The sequence below is a fragment of the Streptomyces sp. H39-C1 genome, from assembly GCF_027158125.1.
In the GTDB taxonomy this organism is placed as follows: domain Bacteria; phylum Actinomycetota; class Actinomycetes; order Streptomycetales; family Streptomycetaceae; genus Actinacidiphila; species Actinacidiphila fildesensis.
The window spans coordinates 53160-72970 of record NZ_JAPVLS010000048.1 but is presented as its reverse complement, the minus strand read 5'-3'; the positions used below and the strand labels follow the sequence as shown (position 1 = coordinate 72970).

The following is a 19811-nucleotide window of genomic DNA, read 5'->3' as shown; positions in this document are numbered from 1 at the left end:
GAACACCTGACGGCCGATCGCGGCAGCGTCTCGGTCCCCGCCCCGCGGGCCCCGTCGCCCACCTTCCCGTGGGATCGGGTCCCGCCGGTGGGCGGGAAGGGCGGGTGGGGAAAAGCCCGCCGCAGGCGCAACAGTGCCGCCGGCGCTGGTGTACCCGTACCCCTGCCGGAGGCGCGTGGCGGAACAGCGCCGGGGGTGCCCCGTGGGCTCAGGGCCTGCTGAGGCCGGTCAGGGCCTCGCTCTCGTTCGAGCCGCTCTCCGTGAGGAGGCTCTCCACGGTCTGGGCCGCGCGCACCCGCGCGAACGTCACTGAGCCGTCCGCGGACGCGTGGTAGCCGTGGATGGCCGGGCGGGGGAGGGAGTTGTAGGCGAAGTGGTTGGAGAAGTAGTAGGCGCCGGTGTCGAGGAGGGCGACGAGGTCGCCTGCTTCGAGGAGGGGGAGGGGGCGGGCCTGGGCGAGGAGGTCGCCGGCGAAGCAGCAGGGGCCGGCCACGTCCTGGACGACGGGGTCGCCGCCCTTGGGGCGGCCCTTGGCGTCGAGGGCCTCGACGCGCAGCGGCCACGCGTCGGGGACGAAGACCGTACGGGTGGCGAGCTGTGCGCCCGCGTGGGTGATCGCGATGGGCCGGCCGCCGGCCGACTTGGCGTATTCGACGCGGGCCAGCACCGTGCCGGCCTTGGCGAGCAGTGAGCGCCCGAACTCGGTGACGATCGTGTAGCGGCCGTCGAAGAGGCCGGGGACGGTGGTGCGCAGCAGCCGCGCGTAGTCGTGGAAGGTGGGCGTGACCTCGTCGGAGGTGAAGTTGACGGGGAGGCCGCCGCCGATGTCGAGGGTGGTGATCTGCCGGCGGCCGGCGGCCGTGTTGATGCGCTCGGCCAGGTCGTGGGCGGCCCGGACGCCCGCCGCCATGAGGTCGAGCGGTACGCCCTGGGAGCCGGTGTGGGTGTGCAGCCGGTTGAGCCAGGGGCGGTCGGCGTAGGCGCGCAGGATCCACTCCTCGGTGCCGGTGTCGCGCAGCGCGACGCCGAACTTCGAGGTGGCGGTCGCGGTGCTCATGGCGCCGATGCTGCCGCCGCCGATCTGCGGATTGACCCGCAGGCCGATGGGGGACGTGGTGGGGGCCGCGGTGACCAGCGTGTCGAGGCGGCCGAGTTCCTGCGGGTTGTCGGCGTTGACGGCGATGCCGAGGGCGAGTGCTTCGCGGAGTTCGGCGACGGTCTTGGCGGGGGAGTCCAGGACGATGCGGTCGGCCGGGAGGCCCGCGGCGCGGGCGATGGCGAGTTCGCCGGGGCTGGCGACCTCGGCGCCGAGGCCGAGGCCGTTGAGCAGCCGCAGGACCGGGACGAGCGCGGCGGCCTTGACGGCGAAGGTGTGGGTGACGGTCACGCCCGGGGTGGCGAAGGCCTCCTGGAGGGCGGCCGCGGCTTCGTGGATACCGGTGACGTCGAGGAGCCCGATGACCGGGTTGTCCGGAGTGAGTAGATTCTGATCCACTGCCGCGCGCAGCGCGTGGCCCCGTCGTGCTGTCGCGTTCGGCGTCATGCCGGCCATCCCATCACCCGGTATGGGGCAATGCCACCCCACCCTGTTGACTAGATGTATTCAGCAGGACAGGATGTGAATGGATAGATCCATCGATGTACAGAGGGAGGCCGGGCCGATGTCGGGACCGAGGATCGTGCGGGCGCCGCGCGGTACGGAACTGAGCACTCAGGGTTGGCAGCAGGAAGCCGCGCTGCGGATGCTCCAGAACAACCTCGACCCGGAGGTCGCCGAGCACCCCGAGAAGCTGGTCGTCTACGGAGGCACCGGGAAGGCCGCGCGCGACTGGCGGTCGTTCGACGCCATGATCCGCACCCTGCAGACGCTGAAGCAGGACGAGACGATGCTCGTCCAGTCCGGCCGTCCCGTCGGCGTGATGCAGACGCACGAGTGGGCGCCGCGGGTGCTCATCGCCAACTCCAACCTGGTCGGCGACTGGGCCAACTGGGAGGAGTTCCGCCGCCTGGAGGCGCTGGGCCTGACCATGTACGGCCAGATGACGGCCGGCTCGTGGATCTACATCGGTACCCAGGGCATCCTGCAGGGCACCTACGAGACGTTCGCCGCGGTCGCCGCCAAGAAGTTCGGCGGCACGCTGGCCGGGACCATCACGCTGACCGCCGGGCTCGGCGGCATGGGCGGCGCGCAGCCGCTGGCCGTCACCATGAACGGTGGCGTCGTGATCTGTATCGACGTGGACCCGCGCGCGATCTCGCGCCGTATCGAGCACCGCTACCTGGACGTCAGGGCCGACTCCCTGGCGCACGCGATGCAGCTCGCCACCGAGGCCCGCGACAAGCGCGAGCCGCTGTCGATCGGGCTGCTGGGCAACGCCGCCGAGCTGCTGCCGCAGATGCTCGCCGAGGGCGCGCCCATCGACATCGTCACCGACCAGACCTCCGCGCACGACCCGCTGGCCTATCTGCCGGTCGGCATCGCGTTCGACGAGATGGCCACGTACGCGGCCGAGAAGCCCGCCGACTTCACGCTGCGGGCCCGTGAGTCGATGGCCCGGCACGTCGAGGCGATGGTCGGCTTCATGGACGCCGGCGCCGAGGTCTTCGACTACGGCAACTCGATCCGCGGTGAGGCACAGCTCGCCGGGTACGACCGGGCGTTCGACTTCCCCGGGTTCGTGCCCGCCTACATCCGGCCGCTGTTCTGCGAGGGCAAGGGCCCGTTCCGCTGGGCGGCACTGTCCGGCGAGGCGTCCGACATCCACAAGACGGACAAGGCGATCCTCGAGCTGTTCCCCGAGAACGAGTCGCTGCACCGCTGGATCAAGCTGGCGCAGGACAAGGTCCACTTCCAGGGCCTGCCCGCCCGGATCTGCTGGCTCGGCTACGGCGAGCGCGACAAGGCGGGCGAGCGCTTCAACGACATGGTCGCCAGCGGTGAGCTGGCCGCGCCTGTCGTCATCGGCCGCGACCACCTGGACTGCGGCTCGGTGGCCTCGCCGTACCGCGAGACCGAGGCGATGCTCGACGGCTCCGACGCCATCGCCGACTGGCCGCTCCTCAACGCCATGGTCAACGTCGCCTCCGGCGCGTCCTGGGTCTCCATCCACCACGGTGGCGGCGTCGGCATGGGCCGTTCCCTGCACGCGGGACAGGTCACGGTCGCGGACGGCACCGAGCTCGCGGGCGAGAAGATCCGCCGGGTGCTGACGAACGACCCGGGCATGGGCGTCATCCGGCACGTCGACGCGGGCTACGACCGCGCCGACGAGATCGCCGACGAGCGCGGTGTGCGGATCCCGATGCGCGAGGGCGACTCCGAGTGAGTTTCCACAGCATGTGGACGGAGCTGCTGCCGATCGGCCGCAGCTCCGTCTCCGGGGGATACCGCCGCTACGCCTGGAGCGGCGCCGACCTGGACTGCCGGGCGTGGTTCCGGGCGCAGGCGGAAGGCCGCGGCCTGACGTACGAGGTCGACCGCAACGGCAACCAGTGGGCCTGGCTGGGCGACCCGGCCGCCGGTGACGCCGTCGTCACCGGCTCGCACCTGGACTCCGTACCGGACGGCGGCGCCTTCGACGGGCCGCTGGGCGTCGTCTCGTCCTTCGCGGCGCTCGACGAACTGCGCGAGCGCGGTGCGGCGTTCGGCAAGCCGCTGGCCATCGTCAACTTCGGTGACGAGGAGGGCGCCCGGTTCGGGCTCGCCTGCGTCGGATCGCGGCTGGCCGCCGGGCAGCTCACCAAGGACAAGGCGTACGCACTGCGCGACGCGGACGGCGTCAGCCTGCCGCAGGCCATGGAGCAGGCCGGTTACGACCCGGCCGGCATCGGCCCGGACCCGGAGCGGCTCGCCCGCATCGGCGCGTTCGTGGAACTCCACGTCGAGCAGGGCCGGGCGCTGGACCTGAGCGGTGACGCCGTCGGCATCGCGTCCGCGATCTGGCCGCACGGCCGCTGGCGGTTCGACTTCCACGGCGAGGCCAACCACGCGGGCACCACCCGCCTGGAGGACCGCCGCGACCCGATGCTCAACTACGCCGACACGGTGCTGGCCGCCCGCCGGGAGGCCCAGGCCGCCGGGGCGCTGGCCACCTTCGGCAAGGTGAGCGTCGAGCCCAACGGCGTCAACGCCATCGCCTCGCTGGTGCGCGGTTGGCTCGACTCCCGGGCCGCCGACCAGGAGACGCTGGACCGGGTGGTGGCCGGGATCGAGGCCGCCGCGGCCGAGCGGGGGGCCCGCGACGGCATCGACGTCCGCGTCACCCGTGAGTCGTTCACCTCGGTCGTCGAGTTCGAGCACGCGCTGCGCGACGAGGTCGCGAAGCTGCTCGGCGGCGTCGTCCCGGTGCTGCCGACCGGCGCGGGACACGACGCCGGGATCCTGTCGGCGAGTGCCCCGACCGCCATGCTGTTCGTACGCAACCCCACCGGCGTCTCGCACTCACCCGCCGAGACCGCCGCCGAGGACGACTGCCTCGCCGGGGTGACCGCGCTCGCCGACGTACTGGAAGGTCTCGCGTGCAGCTGACGTACTGGACGGAACACGCCTGGCTCAACGGGGTCGTCGAGCCGGGCGTGGCGATCGACACGGCCGGTGGCCGCATCACCGGCGTCAGGACCGGGGTCGACACGCCACCTCCCGGTGCCGTCGCGCTGCGCGGATTCACCCTGCCGGGACTGGCCAACGCGCACTCGCACGCCTTCCACCGGGCGCTGCGCGGCACCGTCCAGGTCGGGTCCGGCACCTTCTGGACCTGGCGCGAGATCATGTACTCGATCGCGGCGGAGCTCGACCCCGACACCTACTACGCGCTCGCGCGGGCGGTGTACGCGGAGATGGCGCTGGCCGGCATCACCTGCGTCGGTGAGTTCCACTATCTGCACCACGGTCCCGGCGGCACACCGTACGACGACCCCAACGCCATGGGCGAGGCCCTGATCGCCGCCGCGGGCGAGGCGGGCATCCGGATCACGCTGCTGGACACCGCTTACTTCTCGTCCGGATTCGGCGCGCCCCCCGACCGGCACCAGGTGCGGTTCGCCGACGCGGGCCCCGACGCCTGGGCGGAGCGCGCCGACGCCCTCAAGGACCGCGACCACGTCCGGATCGGCGCGGCGATCCACTCGGTGCGCGCCGTGCCGCCGGCCGGGATCGCCAGGGCGGCGGAGTGGGCGGCGGCGCGGCAGGCCCCGCTGCACGTCCATCTGTCGGAGCAGCCGGCCGAGAACGAGGCCTGTCTGAAGGCCCACGGCCGCACACCGACACGGCTGCTCGCGGACCACGGGGCGCTGGGCCCCCGGACCTCCGCCGTGCACGCCACGCACCTCACCGGTGCGGACATCCGGCTGCTCGGCGACAGCGGCACGGTCGTCTGCATGTGCCCCACCACCGAACGCGACCTCGCCGACGGCATCGGCCCGGCGCGCGAGGTCCAGCTCGCCGGCAGCCCGCTGTCGCTCGGCAGCGACAGTCACGCCGTCATCGACCTGCTCGAAGAAGCCCGCGCCATGGAACTCGACGAGCGGCTGCGCACCCGCACCCGCGGGCACTGGACCGCGGCCCAACTGCTGCGGGCCGCCACCGCGGACGGCCATGCCTCGCTCGGCTGGGCGGACGCCGGTCAGCTGGAGACGGGCGCGCTCGCCGACTTCACCACCGTCGCCCTGGACTCGGTCCGCACCGCCGGCACGCTGCCGCGCCTCGCCGCGGAGACGGCCGTTTACGCCGCGACGGCCACGGACGTACGGCACACCGTGGTGGGCGGGCGGCACATCGTCCGGGACGGTGTCCACCAGCTGGTGCCGGACGTGCCGGCCGCGATGGGCGCGGCCGTCGCCCGTCTGCGCCGTTCCTGATTTCTCCCCCAGCTACCGCTGGGAGGTGCCCCCAGACCCACGGAGATCGCGCGATGCCCACGACCCTCATCACCAACATCGGCAGCCTGGTCACCAACGACCCGTCCCTCGGCACCGGGCCGCTCGGGCTGGTCGCGGACGCGGCGGTGGTCATGGCCGACGGCCTGATCGCCTGGGTCGGCCCGGCGGAGCGGGCGCCCGGCGCCGACGAGGTGTACGACGCGGGGGGCCGGGCGGCGCTGCCCGGATTCGTCGACTCGCACTCGCATCTGGTGTTCGGCGGTGACCGCACCCAGGAGTTCAACGCCCGGATGTCCGGCACGCCGTACACCGCCGGCGGCATCAGGACCACGGTCGCCGCGACCCGCGCCGCCAGTGACGCCGAGCTGGACGCCAACGTGGCCCGCTATGTGGCCGAGGCGCGGCGGCAGGGCACCACGACCATCGAGACGAAGTCCGGCTACGGGCTGACCCCGGAGGACGAGGCCCGCAGTCTGCGCATCGCCGCCGCGCACACCCCGGAGACCACCTACCTGGGCGCGCACATCGTCGCGCCGGAGTACGCGGACGACCCGGCCGGCTACGTCGACCTGGTCACCGGGCCGATGCTGGAGGCCTGCGCGCCGCACGCCCGCTGGGTGGACGTGTTCTGCGAGAAGGGGGCGTTCGACGGCGACCAGGCGCGGGCGGTCCTCACCGCGGGCGCCCGGGCCGGACTGATCCCGCGGGTGCACGCGAACCAGCTGACCTACGGGCCCGGCGTGCAGCTGGCGGTCGAGCTGGGGGCGGCGTCCGCCGACCACTGCACGCATCTGACGGACGCGGACGTCGACGCGCTCGCGTCCAGCGGTGGTGTGACCGTCGCGACGCTGCTGCCCGGCGCCGAGTTCTCCACCCGCGCCACCTACCCCGACGCCCGCCGGCTGATCGACGCGGGCGCGGTGGTGGCGCTGTCCACGGACTGCAATCCGGGGTCGAGCTTCACCAGCTCGATGCCGTTCTGCATCGCCGTCGCCGTACGGGACATGCGGATGACGCCCGACGAGGCGGTCGCGGCCGCGACGCTCGGTGGCGCGCGGGCGCTGCGCAGGGACGACGTCGGAAGGATCACGGCGGGGGCGCGAGCTGATCTGATGCTGCTCGACGCCCCCAGCCATGTACATCTGGCCTACCGGCCCGGTGTGCCGCTGGTCAGCCGGGTGTGGCAGGGCGGGGTCCGCGCCGCCTGACCCGTGGCCGGGCGGCGCTCACCGTCACTCCTCGACGAGCAGCCCGCGCCGCAGGCGCGCCAGTGTCCGGGAGAGCAGGCGCGAGACGTGCATCTGTGAGATGCCGAGCTCCTCGCCGATCTCCGACTGGGTGAGGTTGCCGGTGAAGCGCAGCGAGAGGATCTTGCGGTCACGCGCCGGGAGCTCGGCGATCAGCGGCTTCAGGGACTCGATGTACTCGATGCCTTCGAGGTCGTGGTCCTCGTAGCCGATGCGGTCGGTCAGCGCGCCCTCGGAGTCGTCCTCGTCGGGCTGGGCGTCGAGCGAGCTCGCGGTGTACGCGTTGCTCGCGGCCATGCCCTCGATGACCTCTTCCGCGGTGATCCGCAGCCGGGCGGCCAGCTCGGCCACGTTCGGCGAGCGGTCCAGCTGCTGGGCCAGCTCGTCGCCGGCCTTGGCCAGGTCGAGCCGTAGCTCCTGCAGCCGGCGGGGGACCCGTACCGACCAGCTGGTGTCACGGAAGAAGCGCTTGATCTCGCCGATGATCGTCGGCATCGCGAAGGTGGGGAACTCCACACCGCGGCTGAGCTCGAAGCGGTCGATCGCCTTGATCAGGCCGATCATGCCGACCTGGATGATGTCCTCCATCGGCTCGCTGCGGGTGCGGAACCGGGAAGCCGCGAACTTCACCAGGGCGAGATTGAGTTCCACGAGCGTGTTGCGCACGTAGGAGTATGCGTACGTGCCCTCGTCCAGCGTCTCGAGGCGCAGGAACAGTGTCTTGGACAGGGCGCGTGCGTCGACCGGACCCACCGTCTCGAACGGGGGTATCTCGGGGAGGCCCTCCAGCCCCTCCGGCTCTTCCAGGTCTTCCTGCTCAGAGCCAACGGACGGGCTGGTCGTCGTCGCGGTGATCGCGTCAGGCCGGGGTGTCATGCTCTCCTCCCTCGGTTACGGCATCAGGCTGCCGGTGCCATGCCGCTAATACGGTGTGCTGCGCCTCCGAGGCGGCCGGGTTTCGATAGGTGTTGTTCAAGCCCTACCCCGTTTCACGCTGGTGGCGCAACTTCCGGCCGACTGTCCTCACGGGCGATTAGCGGGCCGCGGAGGGGGCAGGCGGGAGGCATCCGAGGGGCGTCCACCGGCAGCTGAGGGGTAGCTTCCACGTGATTCGGGATGCGCGTAGGGTTCGGAGTGCGCATGACCCAAGATTCCAGAGGAGCGCACATGGACCGCGGGATGGTCGGTACGGCCGGCCGGGACCGGTTGCACGTGGACGTGCGACAGCACGGCACGTACGCCGTTGTCACGCCTGCGGGCGAGCTCGACCACCACACGGCGGAGCTGCTCAGCGAGCCGCTCGAAGCGTGTGTCGCCGCGGGCTGCACCAAGCTCGTGGTGGACTGCTCCCAGCTGGATTTCTGTGATTCCACCGGATTGAACGTCCTGCTGGGCGCCCGGCTGAAGGCGGAGGCGGCCGGTGGGAAGGTCCATCTGGCGGGTATGCTGCCGGTGGTCGCTCGTGTGTTCGAGATCACGGGTGCCGAAGCCGTGTTCACCGTCCACGCAACCCTGGACGAGGCATTGCAGGAGTGACGGAAGCATCGCCGGTGGCGATCTCCCACTCCACCCTGTTTGGTAGAGCTCCCGAGGTGTCCCCGGGAATTCGTCGGGCAGGAGACTCCTGAAACTGTCGGACATCGGTGAGGTGAGGCGCTGATGAGCACCACTCGGCCCCACGCGGCGGACGACCGCGGTTCGGACCCGGGCGACATTGTCGTGCCCGAGGCCGGATCCGCGCGGGTTCTGCGGCTCCTGGGTGAGAGTGCCATCGTCCCGCGCGCCCGCGACTTCACTCGCGAGGCGCTGCAGGCCTGGGGCTGGCTGCCCGCCTCCTCCCCGGAGCGCCGGGCCGCGGCCGAGGACGTGCTCCTCGTCGTCTCGGAACTGGTCACCAACGCGTGTCTGCACGCGGACGGCCCCGATGAGCTGCGGCTGATCCACAGTCCCAAGGTGCTGCGACTCGAGGTCGCCGACAGCGGGGCCGGTGAGCCGGTGCCGCGCGTTCCGCACCGGGCGGGCCGGCCCGGCGGGCACGGCATGTTCATCGTGCAGCGGCTCTGCACGGACTGGGGCGTCGCCCGGCATGCCGGGCAGCCGGGCAAAACGGTCTGGGCCGAACTCGCAGCTCCCGCCTGATTTCCCCCTCTGCACTTCCCTTCCCTCTCCAAGATCACGGGCGTACTGTCGGCCGCCGAATCTGATGTGCCGTCAGTAACTTGTGGCGGAAGGGAGAAGAGCCGATGAAACACGTCATGAACAGCGTCCTCAGCAGAGCGGCCGCCCGCGGTGGAGTGCTGGCCCTCGCGACGGCGACCGCGGCGGGTGCGGCGCTGTTGGTCGCCCCGGCCGCACACGCCGAAACCGTGGACGTCGCCTACAGCTGTCAGTCGCCGATCGGGAAGAAGGACGCGGTGTCGCCCATCGACATCACGAGCGTCCCGTCCGGCTCCGGCTACAAACTCACGATGAGCTTCAAGAAGGGTGTCTCCTCCAGCCCGATCGAACTCGGCAAGGGGGCGATGAACCCGAGCGCGACGATCAAGGTCGGCGGTGCGGACCCCGGTTCGGTGTCGGTGGTCGGCGCCGCGAACGACGCGGCGATCCCCGCCAACACCCCCATCAAGATCAATGACCTGACGGGCACCTACACGCCCAAGAAGTCGGGCAAGGTCACCTTCACGGCCGGCGTGCTCACCATCAAGGCCCTCGGCACGGTCACGACCTGCAACGCCACCAACAGCCCCAAGCCCTCGCTGTCGCTGGACGTCAAGGCGGCGGGTGGTGGCGGCGACAGCGGTGCCACGGCCCCGCCGGACACCACGCTGCCGCAGACCGGTCCTGCCGACAGCGCCGTGGCACTGGGCACCTTCGGCGGCACGGTACTGCTCGCCGGGGTCGCCGGCGTGCTCTGGCTCACCCGCCGGGCTGCCGGCACCCGCTGATCCGGGCCCGTGGCACCGACTCGGGCGTCGGTGCCGCGGCCCGGCATGTCCGCTGTCGCAACTGCCCTGACCAGTAAGGACGTTGTATCTGACGGGCAGTCAAATCTGGTCGTCCGGCTCCATTGACTTCTTTCGGCCGTCCCGTCTCAATGTCCAGCGTCGGCGCAGAGGAAAAGGGACGCTGCGCCCGGACCGTGATCAAGGGGACAAGATGATCGCTCACGCGCGAAGATCCGTCATGCGCGGACGGAGACTGGCCGCCGTGCTCGGGGCCGCCGCACTCATGGTGGGGGGCGGCGCGGTGCTCGCGGCGCCCGCCCAGGCGGCGACGGCCGTGGACTTCCAGACGCACTGCATTCCGCCCGCCGTGGCCGGGCTGCCGCCCATCGACGGCGTGTCCAACGCGACCGTGTCGGTCGCGCCCGCGAACCCGAAGGTCGGTGACACGGTCACCGTCACCTACACCCTCACCAAGGCGGCCGCGAGCAACCCGACCGACATCGCGCTGCCCGCCGATGTCGTCACGCCCCGCGCCAGCGTCGTGCTCGGCGGTGTCCAGACCGGCGCCGTCGCCGTGACCGGCCCCAAGAGCAACCCGCCGATCCCGGGCAAGGGCTCCTTCCCGCCGCTGGTCATGACCGGCACCTTCGTGGTCACCGCTCCCGGCGCCATCACCCTGTCGCCCGGTGACTACACCATCCACACCAGCTACATCCTGGAGCTGGACACCGTCTGCACGGTCACCAACGGCCCCGCGCCGGTCTCCGAGACCGTCACCGCGAGCCCGGCGACCACCCCCAACCCGCGCACCCTGGCGCTGGGCTCGTCCCAGGGCGACCCGGGCACCGCGGTCGCCGTCACCGGCGGCCACTTCACCGCGGGCGCGACCGTCACGGTCCTGGCCATCGCCGGGTCCAACCCGACCGCGGACATGGCCTCCGCGACCGCCGACGCGCAGGGCGGCTTCACCGCCTCGCTCGTCGTCAACGACCTCGCGACCACCGGCATCGTGGCCTTCGAGGGCGCGAGCTACGACCCGGCGACCGCCGCGGGCCCGGTCGCGTACAAGGTCAACGACAACACGCCGATCCCGCCGGGGAGCCAGAAGCTGAACGCCTCGGTCACCGCCGGGACGCTCTCCATGACCCAGGCCGGCGACACCGTGGAGATGACCCCGGTGAACTTCGGCGACGGCGGCGCTTCGACCGGCGCACTGCAGACGGTCACCGTCAAGGACTTCCGCGGCGGCGCCGCGGGCTGGTCCCTGACCGGTGCGGTCACCGACTTCAAGGGCCCGGGAGGCGCCGTCATCGGTGCCGACAAGCTCAGCTGGACCCCGTCCTGCACCGCGAAGGCGGGCAGCCTCAGTGTCTGCGCGGCGGGTTCGCCCGGCGCCGTGGGCACGGCCGGCGCCACGCTGGCCACCACGTCCAACGGCACCGTGACCGGTGGTGAGTTCACCGCCGACGCGGGCCTGTCGCTGAACGTCCCGGCCTACTCCGGCCCAGGAACCTATTCCGGAGTCTTGACCCTGACCCTGACCTGACGCACAGTCAGTTAACTCGGACCGAGGGAGATGCCAGACATGTCGAGGGCCAAGGCGTGCGCAGTGCTGCTGACGGTCGCCGCGTTGCTCGGCATCGGTCTCGGTCCCGCGGCAGGACCGGCCGGCGCCGCGGACAACGGGCGCTGGTCGGTCTTCCCCGCCCCGGCGGGCGGGGCCAAGGACAAGACGAGTACCAGCCAGGAACGACAGTTCTTCACCCTGGAGGCGGGACCGGGGACCACCGTCAAGGACAAGGTCTCGGTCTCCAACCTCTCCGACGCGCCGATGCAGTTCAGGATCTACGGCGCCGACGCGTACAACACCCCGCGCGACGGCGGCTTCGCCGTGCGCGGCCCCGAGGAGACCAACAAGGACATCGGCACCTGGGTGAAGCTCGCCCAGGGCAGCCTCACCGTCCCGCCCAGGACCCGCGCCGACATCCCGTTCACCCTCACCATCCCCGACACCGCCACCCCCGGCGACCACCCCGGCGCGATCGTCGCCCTCAACACCGAGACCGACAAGAGCAAGGGGAGCGTCGCGGTCGGCGTCCGGCGGGCCGTCGGCGCCCGGATCTACCTCCGGGTGAGCGGCCCCAGCCTCCCCGCGCTCTCCGTGGAGAACGTCCGGGTCGACCACGGCCAGCCCTGGCTGCCCGGCACCGGCAGGAGCAACGCCACCATCCACTACACCCTGGTCAACCGGGGCAACGTCTCGCTGCTGCCGCGCCTGCGGGTCAAGGCCACCGGGCTGTTCGGCAACACCCTGCTGGACCGGCGGGCCAAGGGGCTGCCGCTGGAACTCCTGCCGGGACAGCAGGTCGAACTGGCCGAGAAGTGGGCCGGGTCGCCGCAGTTCGACCGGGTGAGCGTGCAACTCACCGTCACCACCGACCGGGGCGAACTCAACGAGACGGCCGGCGTCTCGTTCTTCGCCGTCCCCTGGCTCGCCGCCGGAGTACTGCTCGCCGGACTGGCGCTGCTGGCCGCCTGGTTCGTCGTCAGGCGCCGCAGGAACCGTCCGCCGCGGCCGGTGGAGGAGGACCCCGATCCCGATGCGGGGACGGCAGGGACAGCGGTCGGCGTGACGAGCGTGGGAAGCAGGGGCGGACAGGCGTGAGCACGATGCACAGGGAACTACTCCGGGCGACGGCGGCCGCCGTGTTCGCCGCGGCGCTGCTCGTGCTGTCCGCGCTCACCGCGCAGCCGTCGGACGCGGCGGCCCCGGTGGCGGTCCGCAACCCGGCGGCGGTCCAGGCGCCCGCCGCCGACGAGAAACCCGCGGTGGCGCTGTCGCCGCAGCAGGCCAAGCCCGGTACGGAGATCACCGTCACCGGCCGGGGCTGGAAGCCGACCACGCTGCTCACCCTCCTGGTCTGCGGGCAGAACGCGATCGGCGGCACCAACTCCTGCTCCAACGAGTCCGGCCGCGCGGTCACCACCGACGCCAAGGGCGGCTTCACCCAGAAGCTGCCGGCCGCCGCACCGCCCAAGCCCTGCCCCTGCGTCGTGCACGTCGCGACGGTGATGGGCGACTCCGTCACCGTCGACGCGCCGTTCGTCGTCACCGGGCATCCGGTCGCCGAGCTGCCGCAGACGTCCGGTGCCGGGCGGCTCGCGGTGCTCACCGCCAGGCTGCAGGGCGGCGGCGGACTGCTCACCTGGTTCGGCTCCCCGCCGCAGCGCCAACTGGTCTTCACCGTCGGCAATCTCGGCTCGGGGCCGGTGAAGAACCCGGTGTTCCAGGTCGGGGTCTCGCACGGTGTCTTCGCCCCGCAGTGGGAGGAGCAGCAGTGGAGCGGCAGCGTGGCGCCGGGGATGAAACAGCAGATCAAGCTGCCCGTCGAGCTGACCTCGGGGGCGCACGGCGACTACCGGGTACAGCTCAAGTACGGCGACAAGATGCTCGTCACCGAGCCGTGGGACGTCGGCCGGCCCTGGGGCGTCACGCTCTTCTGGATCCTGCTCTGCGTCGTCGTGCCGGCCGCGGTCTTCCGGATCGGGATGGCCGTCGTGGACAAGGCACGGCCGCGGCTGCCCGGCACGATCTACGCCTCCGGCCGCCGCCGTAAGGCCCCTTGGCGGCCCGCCGCGCTGCTCCACCTGCCGCCGCCCCGCCGTTCCGCGCCGTCCCAGCCGGCCAAGCCGGCGCCCAACGGCGTGCGCCCGCCGGGCTCCCGGCCGCCGGACGACACGGGCACGCTGCCCTGGTTCAGCCAGGGCACCCTGCCGGCGCCGCCCCCGGCCGACGGGCAGCAGCCCCCACCGACTTCCGCACCGAGTACCGAACGTCCATCTTCGAAGGGAAGCACGTGACGAATCGACTATCGCGACCGCGGAGGAGCAGGGCCGCCACCGCGGTCGGTGTCGCGCTCATGCTCGGCGGCGGCTCGGTGCTGCTGATCGCGGCACCCGCGCAGGCCGCCGAGTCCTCTTTCGCGACCAAGTGCATACCGCCGAAGATCGCCAACCTGCCCGACATCAACGGGACGACCAAGGCGGACATCACCGCGCCGGCGACCGCCAAGGTCGGCGACACGATCGACGTGACGTGGAAGACGGTGCAGGCCGCGTCGCAGAACCCGGGTGTCGCGGATCTGCCCGCCAACTCGGTGCTGCCCACCGGCAAGGTCACGATCGGCGGCGCGCAGACCGGGTCGCTGGACGTCGCGGGGACCCGGACCAATCCGGCGATCCCGAAGAACAGCCCCATGGTGCTGTCCGACATGAAGGGCAAGCTGAAGCTGACCGCCGCCGGTGACGTCACGCTCTCGCCCGGCGCGTACAACATCAACGCGAACTACATCATGTCGACCGACACCGCCTGCGCGCCGACCGGCACCGTTCCGGTCGCGGTCACGATCAAGGTGACGGGCGGCGGCACGACGACGTCCGGCGGTACGACGTCGGGCGGCACGACATCCGGTGGCACGACCACTTCGGGCACCACGGGTAGCACGACCACGTCCGGCGGCACCACTGGAGGCACCACCTCGGGCGGCACCACTGGAGGCACCACCACCGGTGGTACGACCGCCGGCGGTACGACGTCCGGTGGTCCGCCGGAAGGCGGTGGTGAGCCCAACGGCACCGTGCACAAGGGCACACCGGTCTCCGTGACCTTCGACTGCGGGTCGTTCGGCAAGCCGACCGGCCAGGTGGCCATCGACGCCACCAAGAGCAGCGCGGGTTACAACCTCTCCGTGCGGTTCATCGGTTCGGTCATGAAGACCCCCGCGCCGCTCCCCAAGGGCTTCATCACCGCGACCATGGCCGTCAAGGTGGCGGGCGCGGACAGCGGCACGGTCCAGGTCAAGGCGCCGCCCAACACCAAGGCGTTCGCCCAGAACGACCCGGTCACCCTCGATCCCCTCACCGGCGTCTACTCGCCGGGCAGGACCGGGCAGGTCACGCTGCACCCGGGCGCCCTGGCCGTCCAGCTCGCGCAGGGCGGCACTCCCGTCGCGACCTGCACGCCGACGAAGGCCGTCGACGCCTCGCTGACCCTCGACATCAAGGAGAAGGGCAGCGGCACCGGCGGTACCAACGGCAGCGCCGCCAACAGCGCGACCACCACCAGCGGCGGTCTCGCCCAGACCGGCGCCGACAACAACGGCTCGCTGCGCGCCCTCGGACTCGTCGCGGGCACCGTCCTGCTCCTCGGCGGCGCCGTCTTCACGTTCACCCCGTGGCGCAGGCTGCGCCACTGACCGCACCACCTGACCCCATGACGAAGCCCCGGCGACCGTACGGTCACCGGGGCTTCGTCACGCGTGCACGGGAAGGGACGTCAGCGGACGTCACCCATCAACGCGACGACCTTCTTGCGGTACATCCACACGGCGAAGCCGGCGAGGATGGCGAGGGCCGCTTCGAGGCCCACCATGCCGGTGCCGTTCAGATCCACACCCGCGATGGACAGCAGGCTGGTGGTGCAGTCGCCCGCGGTGACCGCGAGGAACCAGACACCCATCATCTGGCTGCCGTACTTGGCGGGGGCCATCTTCGTGGTGACCGAGAGGCCGACCGGCGAGAGACAGAGCTCACCGATGGTCTGGATCATGTAGATCGTGACGAGCCACATCGGGCTGACCTTCGTACCGTCCGAGGCCAGGCCCATCGGGACGACGAAGACGACGAACGAGGCCCCGATCAGGAACAGGCCCATGGCGAACTTCACCGTGGTGCTCGGTTCGCGGTTCTTCTTCGACAGCCAGATCCAGCCCCAGGCGATGACCGGGGCCAGCGCCATCACGAACAGCGGGTTCACGGACTGGAACCACGAGGACGGGAAGTCGATCCCGAACATCGAGCCCTGCGTCTTCGTCTCGCCGAAGATCGACATCGTCGATCCGCCCTGGTCGTAGATCATCCAGAACACGGCGGCGGCGACGAAGAACCAGATGTAGCCGCTCATCTTGGACTGCTCGGCGGCCGACAGCTCCTTGTCCTTCTTTATCCGGACCAGGACGCCGACCGGGATGACCAGGCCGATCACCGTGATCGGCACCAGCGCCCAGTTGAGCGTGTAGTGCCCGGTGAGAACGACCACACCGTAGAAGACCGAGGCGGCGATCAGCCACAGCAGGCCCTTGCGCAGGGTGGTGTTGCGCTCCTCGACCGACAGCGGCTTCGGGACGACGCTGCTGCGCTCGCTCAGGTGGCGGGTGCCGAGCAGGAACTGGACCAGGCCGAGGGCCATACCGACGGCGGCGAGGGCGAAGCCCAGGTGCCAGCTGTAGTTCTGGCCGACGGTGCCGATGATGAGCGGGGCGGCGAAGGCACCGATGTTGATGCCCATGTAGAAGACGGTGAAGCCGCCGTCACGACGCGGGTCGTTCGGCCCGTCGTAGAGGTGGCCGACCATCGTCGAGATGTTCGCCTTGAGCAGGCCGGAACCGAGCGCGACCAGTGCCAGGCCGACGAAGAACATCGCCTGGCCGGGGACGGCGAGCGTCAGGTGGCCGGCCATGATGATGCCCGCCGCGATGGCGACCGTCTTGCGCGGCCCCCAGACCCGGTCGCCGAACCAGCCGCCGGGCATGGCGAGCAGGTACACCATCGCCATGTAGATGGAGTAGATGGCCACGGCCGTGGCCGCCGTCATCGCGAGGCCGCCGCCCTGGGAGCCCTTCTCGGCGCCGGGGCCGCCGGCGATCAGATAGAGCGGGAGGAGGGCCTTCATGCCGTAGAAGCTGAACCGCTCCCACATCTCGGTCATGAAGAGAGTGGCCAGGCCGCGGGGGTGGCCGAAGAAGGTCTTGCCGCCCGGAGCAGGGGTCCCCTGCGGGGCGGCGTCCTTCGTCAGGCTGGACGCCATGGTCGATCCTTGTTCGCTCGGGACGCGCGACGGAACAGACCGCGCGCCCGGTGGGGGTGGCCGGCACCGACGCGCTATGGGGGCGCGCCGGGATCCACGCCCGCCGCGCGGTGCGCGCTGCGGACCCGGCCGTCAGGTCAATCACTCACTGCTGGTTTGTACCAGCCCCGTCACAGAAGAGGCCTTCGGCGCAGGTTGTGCGCGGAAGGACCCTGGGTGCTGCTACGGGCGATTCATTACTTTATGGCAGCCCAACACGTGGTATAGGGCGTCTTGAGACCTACCTCACAGGGCTCTTGGCACCGCTACCTCGGCCCCTGCCCACGCGGACTACCATCAAGCCCATGACCCGCGTACTTCTTGCCGAGGACGACGCATCCATCTCGGAACCGCTCGCGCGCGCCCTGCGCCGCGAGGGCTACGAGGTCGAAGTGCGTGAGGACGGGCCCACCGCGCTCGAAGCCGCCCTGTTGGGCGCCGTCGATCTGGTGGTGCTCGACCTGGGGCTGCCCGGTATGGACGGCCTCGACGTATGCCGCAGGATCCGTACCGAGGGACACACCTTCCCGGTGCTGGTGCTCACCGCCCGTGCCGACGAGGTCGACACGGTGGTCGGCCTGGACGCCGGTGCCGACGACTACGTCACCAAGCCGTTCCGGCTCGCCGAACTGCTGGCGCGGGTCCGGGCGCTGCTGCGCCGCGGCACCACCGACGCGCCGCAGCCCTCCACCCACGGAGTGCGGATCGACGTCGAGTCGCACCGCGCCTGGATGGGCGACGACGAGCTGCAGCTCACCGCGAAGGAGTTCGACCTCCTGCGGGTCCTGGTGCGCGACGCGGGCCGGGTCGTCACCCGCGAGCAGCTGATGCGCGAGGTGTGGGACACCACATGGTGGTCGTCGACCAAGACGCTCGACATGCACATCTCCTGGCTGCGCAAGAAGCTCGGCGACGACGCGACCGCGCCCCGGTACATCTCCACCGTGCGCGGTGTGGGGTTCCGGTTCGAGAAGAACTAGCCGAAGGCTGACACCCTTCACCCATGCGCCGCCGACTGATCTCCTCCACGCTCGCTGTCGTCCTCGTCGTCATCGCGGTCTTCGGGCTCTCGCTCGTCATCGTCGAGACCCGCACGATCGAGAGCAGCGCGCAGGAGAGCGTCGACTCCGAGGCGGTCCGGCTGGCGGGCAGCGTCGACAGCCGCCGGGCCAGCGGGGAGAAGGTCGACACCGGCTCGCTGGCGCAGCAGGTGGCCGCCGACCGGTTCGCGGTGGTCCGGATCCCGGGCAGCGCGCCCATCGAGATCGGGACCCGGCCCTCGGGCCGGGTGATCACCTCGACCCAGACCGGCGACGACGGCGCGAGCGTGGTCGTCGAGGAGTCCCGTTCCAAGATCAGCCAGGAGATCGGCAGGACCCTGCTGGTCATCCTGGCCGTGGCGCTGCTCGCGGTGCTGGCGGCCGTGATCCTCGCGGTGCGGCAGGCCCGCCGGCTCGGCAGCCCGCTGACCGACCTCGCCGAGACCGCCGAGCGGCTCGGCTCCGGCGACCCGCGGCCGCGGCACCGCCGCTACGGGGTGCCGGAGCTGGACCGGATCGCCGACGTCCTGGACGCGAGCGCGGAGCGGATCGGCCGGATGCTGACCGCCGAGCGGCGGCTCGCCGCCGACGCCTCGCACCAGCTGCGGACGCCCCTGTCGGCGCTCTCGATGCGGCTGGAGGAGATCGTGGCCACCGCGGACGACGAGGACGCCGTCAAGGAGGAGGCGACGATCGCGCTGGGCCAGGTCGAGCGGCTCACCGATGTGGTGCAGCGGCTGCTGACCAACGCCCGCGACCCGCGGTCCGGCTCGGCGGTCGACTTCGACCTCGACGACGTGATCAAGCAGCAGATGGAGGAGTGGCGCCCGGCCTCGCAGAGCGAGGGGCGCACCATCATCCGCTCCGGCACCCAGGGCCTGCGGGCCGTCGGCACCCCCGGGGCGGTCTCCCAGGTGCTGGCCACCCTGATCGAGAACTCGCTCATGCACGGCGCCGGCACGGTCGGCCTGCACACCCGGGTGACCGGCAACCAGGCCGTCGTGGAGGTCACGGACGACGGGCCGGGCGTACCGCCGGACCTGGGCGCCCGGGTCTTCGAGCGGACGGTCAGCGGCCGCAACTCCACCGGACTGGGGCTGGCCGTGGCCCGTGACCTGGCCGAGGCGGACGGCGGGCGGCTGGAGCTGCTCCAGCAGCGGCCGCCGGTCTTCGCGCTCTTCCTGGCCCAGGAGGATCCGTCGGGGCAGCCGCGGAAGCCCCGAGGGGACGCCGGCTCGTCACCCGCGTAGGCCGGGGGACCTACTGCGTGGTGCGGCTGTGCGGCGCGGAATCGGTGTCCGCCTCCGCCGAGGCGAGGATCGACTCCGCCTGCTCCGCCACCTCGCGGGCCGGCAGCGCCTTGAAGACCCAGGTCCGGTAGGACCAGAAGCGGAAGAGGGTGGCCACGCCGATGCCGGCGAACTTGAAGATGTTGCTCTGCAGCGAGCTGTCCCAGCCGAACCCGTACGTCGCCACGTAGAGCACGCCGTTCTCGATGACCAGGCCGACGGCGCTGAAGCCCAGGAAGAGGCCCAGCTCCTTCGAGCGGCTGCTCCGGTCGCGGTCACGGTAGGTGAAGTACCGGAAGCCGATGTAGTTGAAGAGAATCGATACGGCGGTGGCGATGATGCCCGCCCGTACCGTCTGCAGACCAGTGGTGTGCCGGACCAGGTTGAAGACCCCGAGGTTCACCAGGACGCCCGCGCCACCGACCGCACCGAACTTGGCGACCTCGCGGTACAGGGACCCCAAACGGGACTGCACGGTCTGGCGTCCGCTCATGATGATCCGCTCGGCC

The 19811-nt window shown here is 71.4% G+C and carries 17 protein-coding genes; 13 read left to right on the top strand and 4 right to left on the bottom strand.

Annotation, left to right across the window (positions count from 1 at the left end; translation table 11 throughout):
* Nucleotides 1–208: 208 nt before the first annotated feature.
* A complete protein-coding gene (locus tag O3W51_RS28465) occupies nt 209–1543 on the bottom strand; it encodes a diaminopimelate decarboxylase (RefSeq protein ID WP_232485699.1) in 1335 nt (444 codons plus the stop codon).
* A 118-nt stretch (nt 1544–1661) separates the two neighbouring features.
* Between O3W51_RS28465 and hutU the strand changes: the two genes are divergently transcribed.
* Genes hutU through hutI form a run of 4 tightly spaced genes read left to right on the top strand, consistent with a single transcriptional unit; the run spans nt 1662 to nt 7085 of the window.
* Nucleotides 1662–3326 (top strand): urocanate hydratase, encoded by a 1665-nt coding sequence (gene hutU / locus O3W51_RS28460; protein WP_138356112.1) that lies wholly within the window; start codon nt 1662–1664, stop codon nt 3324–3326.
* An 11-nt stretch (nt 3327–3337) separates the two neighbouring features.
* Nucleotides 3338–4528 (top strand): allantoate amidohydrolase, encoded by a 1191-nt coding sequence (locus O3W51_RS28455; RefSeq protein ID WP_138356142.1) that lies wholly within the window; start codon nt 3338–3340, stop codon nt 4526–4528.
* Nucleotides 4519–5856: a formimidoylglutamate deiminase gene (locus O3W51_RS28450; protein WP_138356113.1), complete on the top strand. Its 1338-nt coding sequence runs from the start codon at nt 4519–4521 to the stop codon at nt 5854–5856. The genes O3W51_RS28455 and O3W51_RS28450 overlap by 10 nt, the downstream gene beginning before the upstream one ends.
* A gap of 53 nt (nt 5857–5909) precedes the next feature.
* Nucleotides 5910–7085, top strand: coding sequence for an imidazolonepropionase (gene hutI, locus O3W51_RS28445; protein WP_138356114.1), 1176 nt, complete (start codon nt 5910–5912; stop codon nt 7083–7085).
* Nucleotides 7086–7109: 24 nt separating this feature from the next.
* Here hutI and O3W51_RS28440 read toward each other — a convergent pair whose 3' ends face one another.
* Complete coding sequence (locus tag O3W51_RS28440; protein ID WP_138356115.1) at nt 7110–8000, bottom strand: RNA polymerase sigma factor SigF; 891 nt, start codon at nt 7998–8000, stop codon at nt 7110–7112.
* Between the two features lie 291 nt (nt 8001–8291).
* On the opposite strand from O3W51_RS28440, the gene O3W51_RS28435 reads away from it, so the two are divergent.
* The 7 genes from O3W51_RS28435 (at nt 8292) to O3W51_RS28405 (ending at nt 15324) form a co-directional block, all read left to right on the top strand.
* Nucleotides 8292–8660: an STAS domain-containing protein gene (locus O3W51_RS28435; RefSeq protein ID WP_138356116.1), complete on the top strand. Its 369-nt coding sequence runs from the start codon at nt 8292–8294 to the stop codon at nt 8658–8660.
* Nucleotides 8661–8783: 123 nt separating this feature from the next.
* Nucleotides 8784–9263 (top strand): ATP-binding protein, encoded by a 480-nt coding sequence (locus O3W51_RS28430; RefSeq protein WP_138356117.1) that lies wholly within the window; start codon nt 8784–8786, stop codon nt 9261–9263.
* Nucleotides 9264–9367: 104 nt separating this feature from the next.
* Entirely contained in the window at nt 9368–10069 is a 702-nt protein-coding gene (locus O3W51_RS28425) for an LPXTG cell wall anchor domain-containing protein (RefSeq protein ID WP_232485698.1), read from the top strand.
* Between the two features lie 238 nt (nt 10070–10307).
* Entirely contained in the window at nt 10308–11615 is a 1308-nt protein-coding gene (locus tag O3W51_RS28420; protein ID WP_232485697.1) for a beta-xylosidase, read from the top strand.
* 39 nt (nt 11616–11654) lie between these two features.
* Nucleotides 11655–12734, top strand: a complete 1080-nt coding sequence (locus tag O3W51_RS28415) for a WxL protein peptidoglycan domain-containing protein (protein WP_269287671.1) — start codon at nt 11655–11657, stop codon at nt 12732–12734.
* Between the two features lie 5 nt (nt 12735–12739).
* Nucleotides 12740–13930, top strand: coding sequence for a hypothetical protein (locus O3W51_RS28410; RefSeq protein WP_269287674.1), 1191 nt, complete (start codon nt 12740–12742; stop codon nt 13928–13930).
* Complete coding sequence (locus tag O3W51_RS28405; protein WP_138356119.1) at nt 13927–15324, top strand: hypothetical protein; 1398 nt, start codon at nt 13927–13929, stop codon at nt 15322–15324. The genes O3W51_RS28410 and O3W51_RS28405 overlap by 4 nt, the downstream gene beginning before the upstream one ends.
* An 80-nt stretch (nt 15325–15404) precedes the next feature.
* Here the strand turns inward: O3W51_RS28405 and O3W51_RS28400 are convergent, their stop codons facing one another.
* Entirely contained in the window at nt 15405–16934 is a 1530-nt protein-coding gene (locus O3W51_RS28400; RefSeq protein WP_138356120.1) for a peptide MFS transporter, read from the bottom strand.
* A 344-nt stretch (nt 16935–17278) separates the two neighbouring features.
* On the opposite strand from O3W51_RS28400, the gene O3W51_RS28395 reads away from it, so the two are divergent.
* Nucleotides 17279–17953 carry a response regulator transcription factor gene (locus O3W51_RS28395; protein WP_138356121.1) on the top strand — a complete coding sequence of 225 codons (675 nt, stop codon included), beginning with the start codon at nt 17279–17281 and terminating at the stop codon, nt 17951–17953.
* A 23-nt stretch (nt 17954–17976) separates the two neighbouring features.
* Entirely contained in the window at nt 17977–19263 is a 1287-nt protein-coding gene (locus O3W51_RS28390) for an ATP-binding protein (protein ID WP_269287670.1), read from the top strand.
* A gap of 10 nt (nt 19264–19273) precedes the next feature.
* Here the strand turns inward: O3W51_RS28390 and O3W51_RS28385 are convergent, their stop codons facing one another.
* Nucleotides 19274–19795, bottom strand: a complete 522-nt coding sequence (locus O3W51_RS28385) for a GtrA family protein (RefSeq protein WP_138356123.1) — start codon at nt 19793–19795, stop codon at nt 19274–19276.
* Nucleotides 19796–19811 lie beyond the last annotated feature (16 nt).

Excerpts from the sequence above, each read along its gene's own strand:
- O3W51_RS28465 (WP_232485699.1), bottom strand. The coding sequence starts at position 1,543 with ATGACGCCGAACGCGACAGCACGACGGGGCCACGCGCTGCGCGCGGCA.
- hutU (WP_138356112.1), top strand. The coding sequence starts at position 1,662 with ATGTCGGGACCGAGGATCGTGCGGGCGCCGCGCGGTACGGAACTGAGC.
- O3W51_RS28455 (WP_138356142.1), top strand. The coding sequence starts at position 3,338 with ATGTGGACGGAGCTGCTGCCGATCGGCCGCAGCTCCGTCTCCGGGGGA.
- hutI (WP_138356114.1), top strand. The coding sequence starts at position 5,910 with ATGCCCACGACCCTCATCACCAACATCGGCAGCCTGGTCACCAACGAC.
- O3W51_RS28440 (WP_138356115.1), bottom strand. The coding sequence starts at position 8,000 with ATGACACCCCGGCCTGACGCGATCACCGCGACGACGACCAGCCCGTCC.
- O3W51_RS28435 (WP_138356116.1), top strand. The coding sequence starts at position 8,292 with ATGGACCGCGGGATGGTCGGTACGGCCGGCCGGGACCGGTTGCACGTG.
- O3W51_RS28430 (WP_138356117.1), top strand. The coding sequence starts at position 8,784 with ATGAGCACCACTCGGCCCCACGCGGCGGACGACCGCGGTTCGGACCCG.
- O3W51_RS28425 (WP_232485698.1), top strand. The coding sequence starts at position 9,368 with ATGAAACACGTCATGAACAGCGTCCTCAGCAGAGCGGCCGCCCGCGGT.
- O3W51_RS28420 (WP_232485697.1), top strand. The coding sequence starts at position 10,308 with ATGCGCGGACGGAGACTGGCCGCCGTGCTCGGGGCCGCCGCACTCATG.
- O3W51_RS28415 (WP_269287671.1), top strand. The coding sequence starts at position 11,655 with ATGTCGAGGGCCAAGGCGTGCGCAGTGCTGCTGACGGTCGCCGCGTTG.
- O3W51_RS28410 (WP_269287674.1), top strand. The coding sequence starts at position 12,740 with ATGCACAGGGAACTACTCCGGGCGACGGCGGCCGCCGTGTTCGCCGCG.
- O3W51_RS28400 (WP_138356120.1), bottom strand. The coding sequence starts at position 16,934 with ATGGCGTCCAGCCTGACGAAGGACGCCGCCCCGCAGGGGACCCCTGCT.
- O3W51_RS28395 (WP_138356121.1), top strand. The coding sequence starts at position 17,279 with ATGACCCGCGTACTTCTTGCCGAGGACGACGCATCCATCTCGGAACCG.
- O3W51_RS28390 (WP_269287670.1), top strand. The coding sequence starts at position 17,977 with ATGCGCCGCCGACTGATCTCCTCCACGCTCGCTGTCGTCCTCGTCGTC.
- O3W51_RS28385 (WP_138356123.1), bottom strand. The coding sequence starts at position 19,795 with ATGAGCGGACGCCAGACCGTGCAGTCCCGTTTGGGGTCCCTGTACCGC.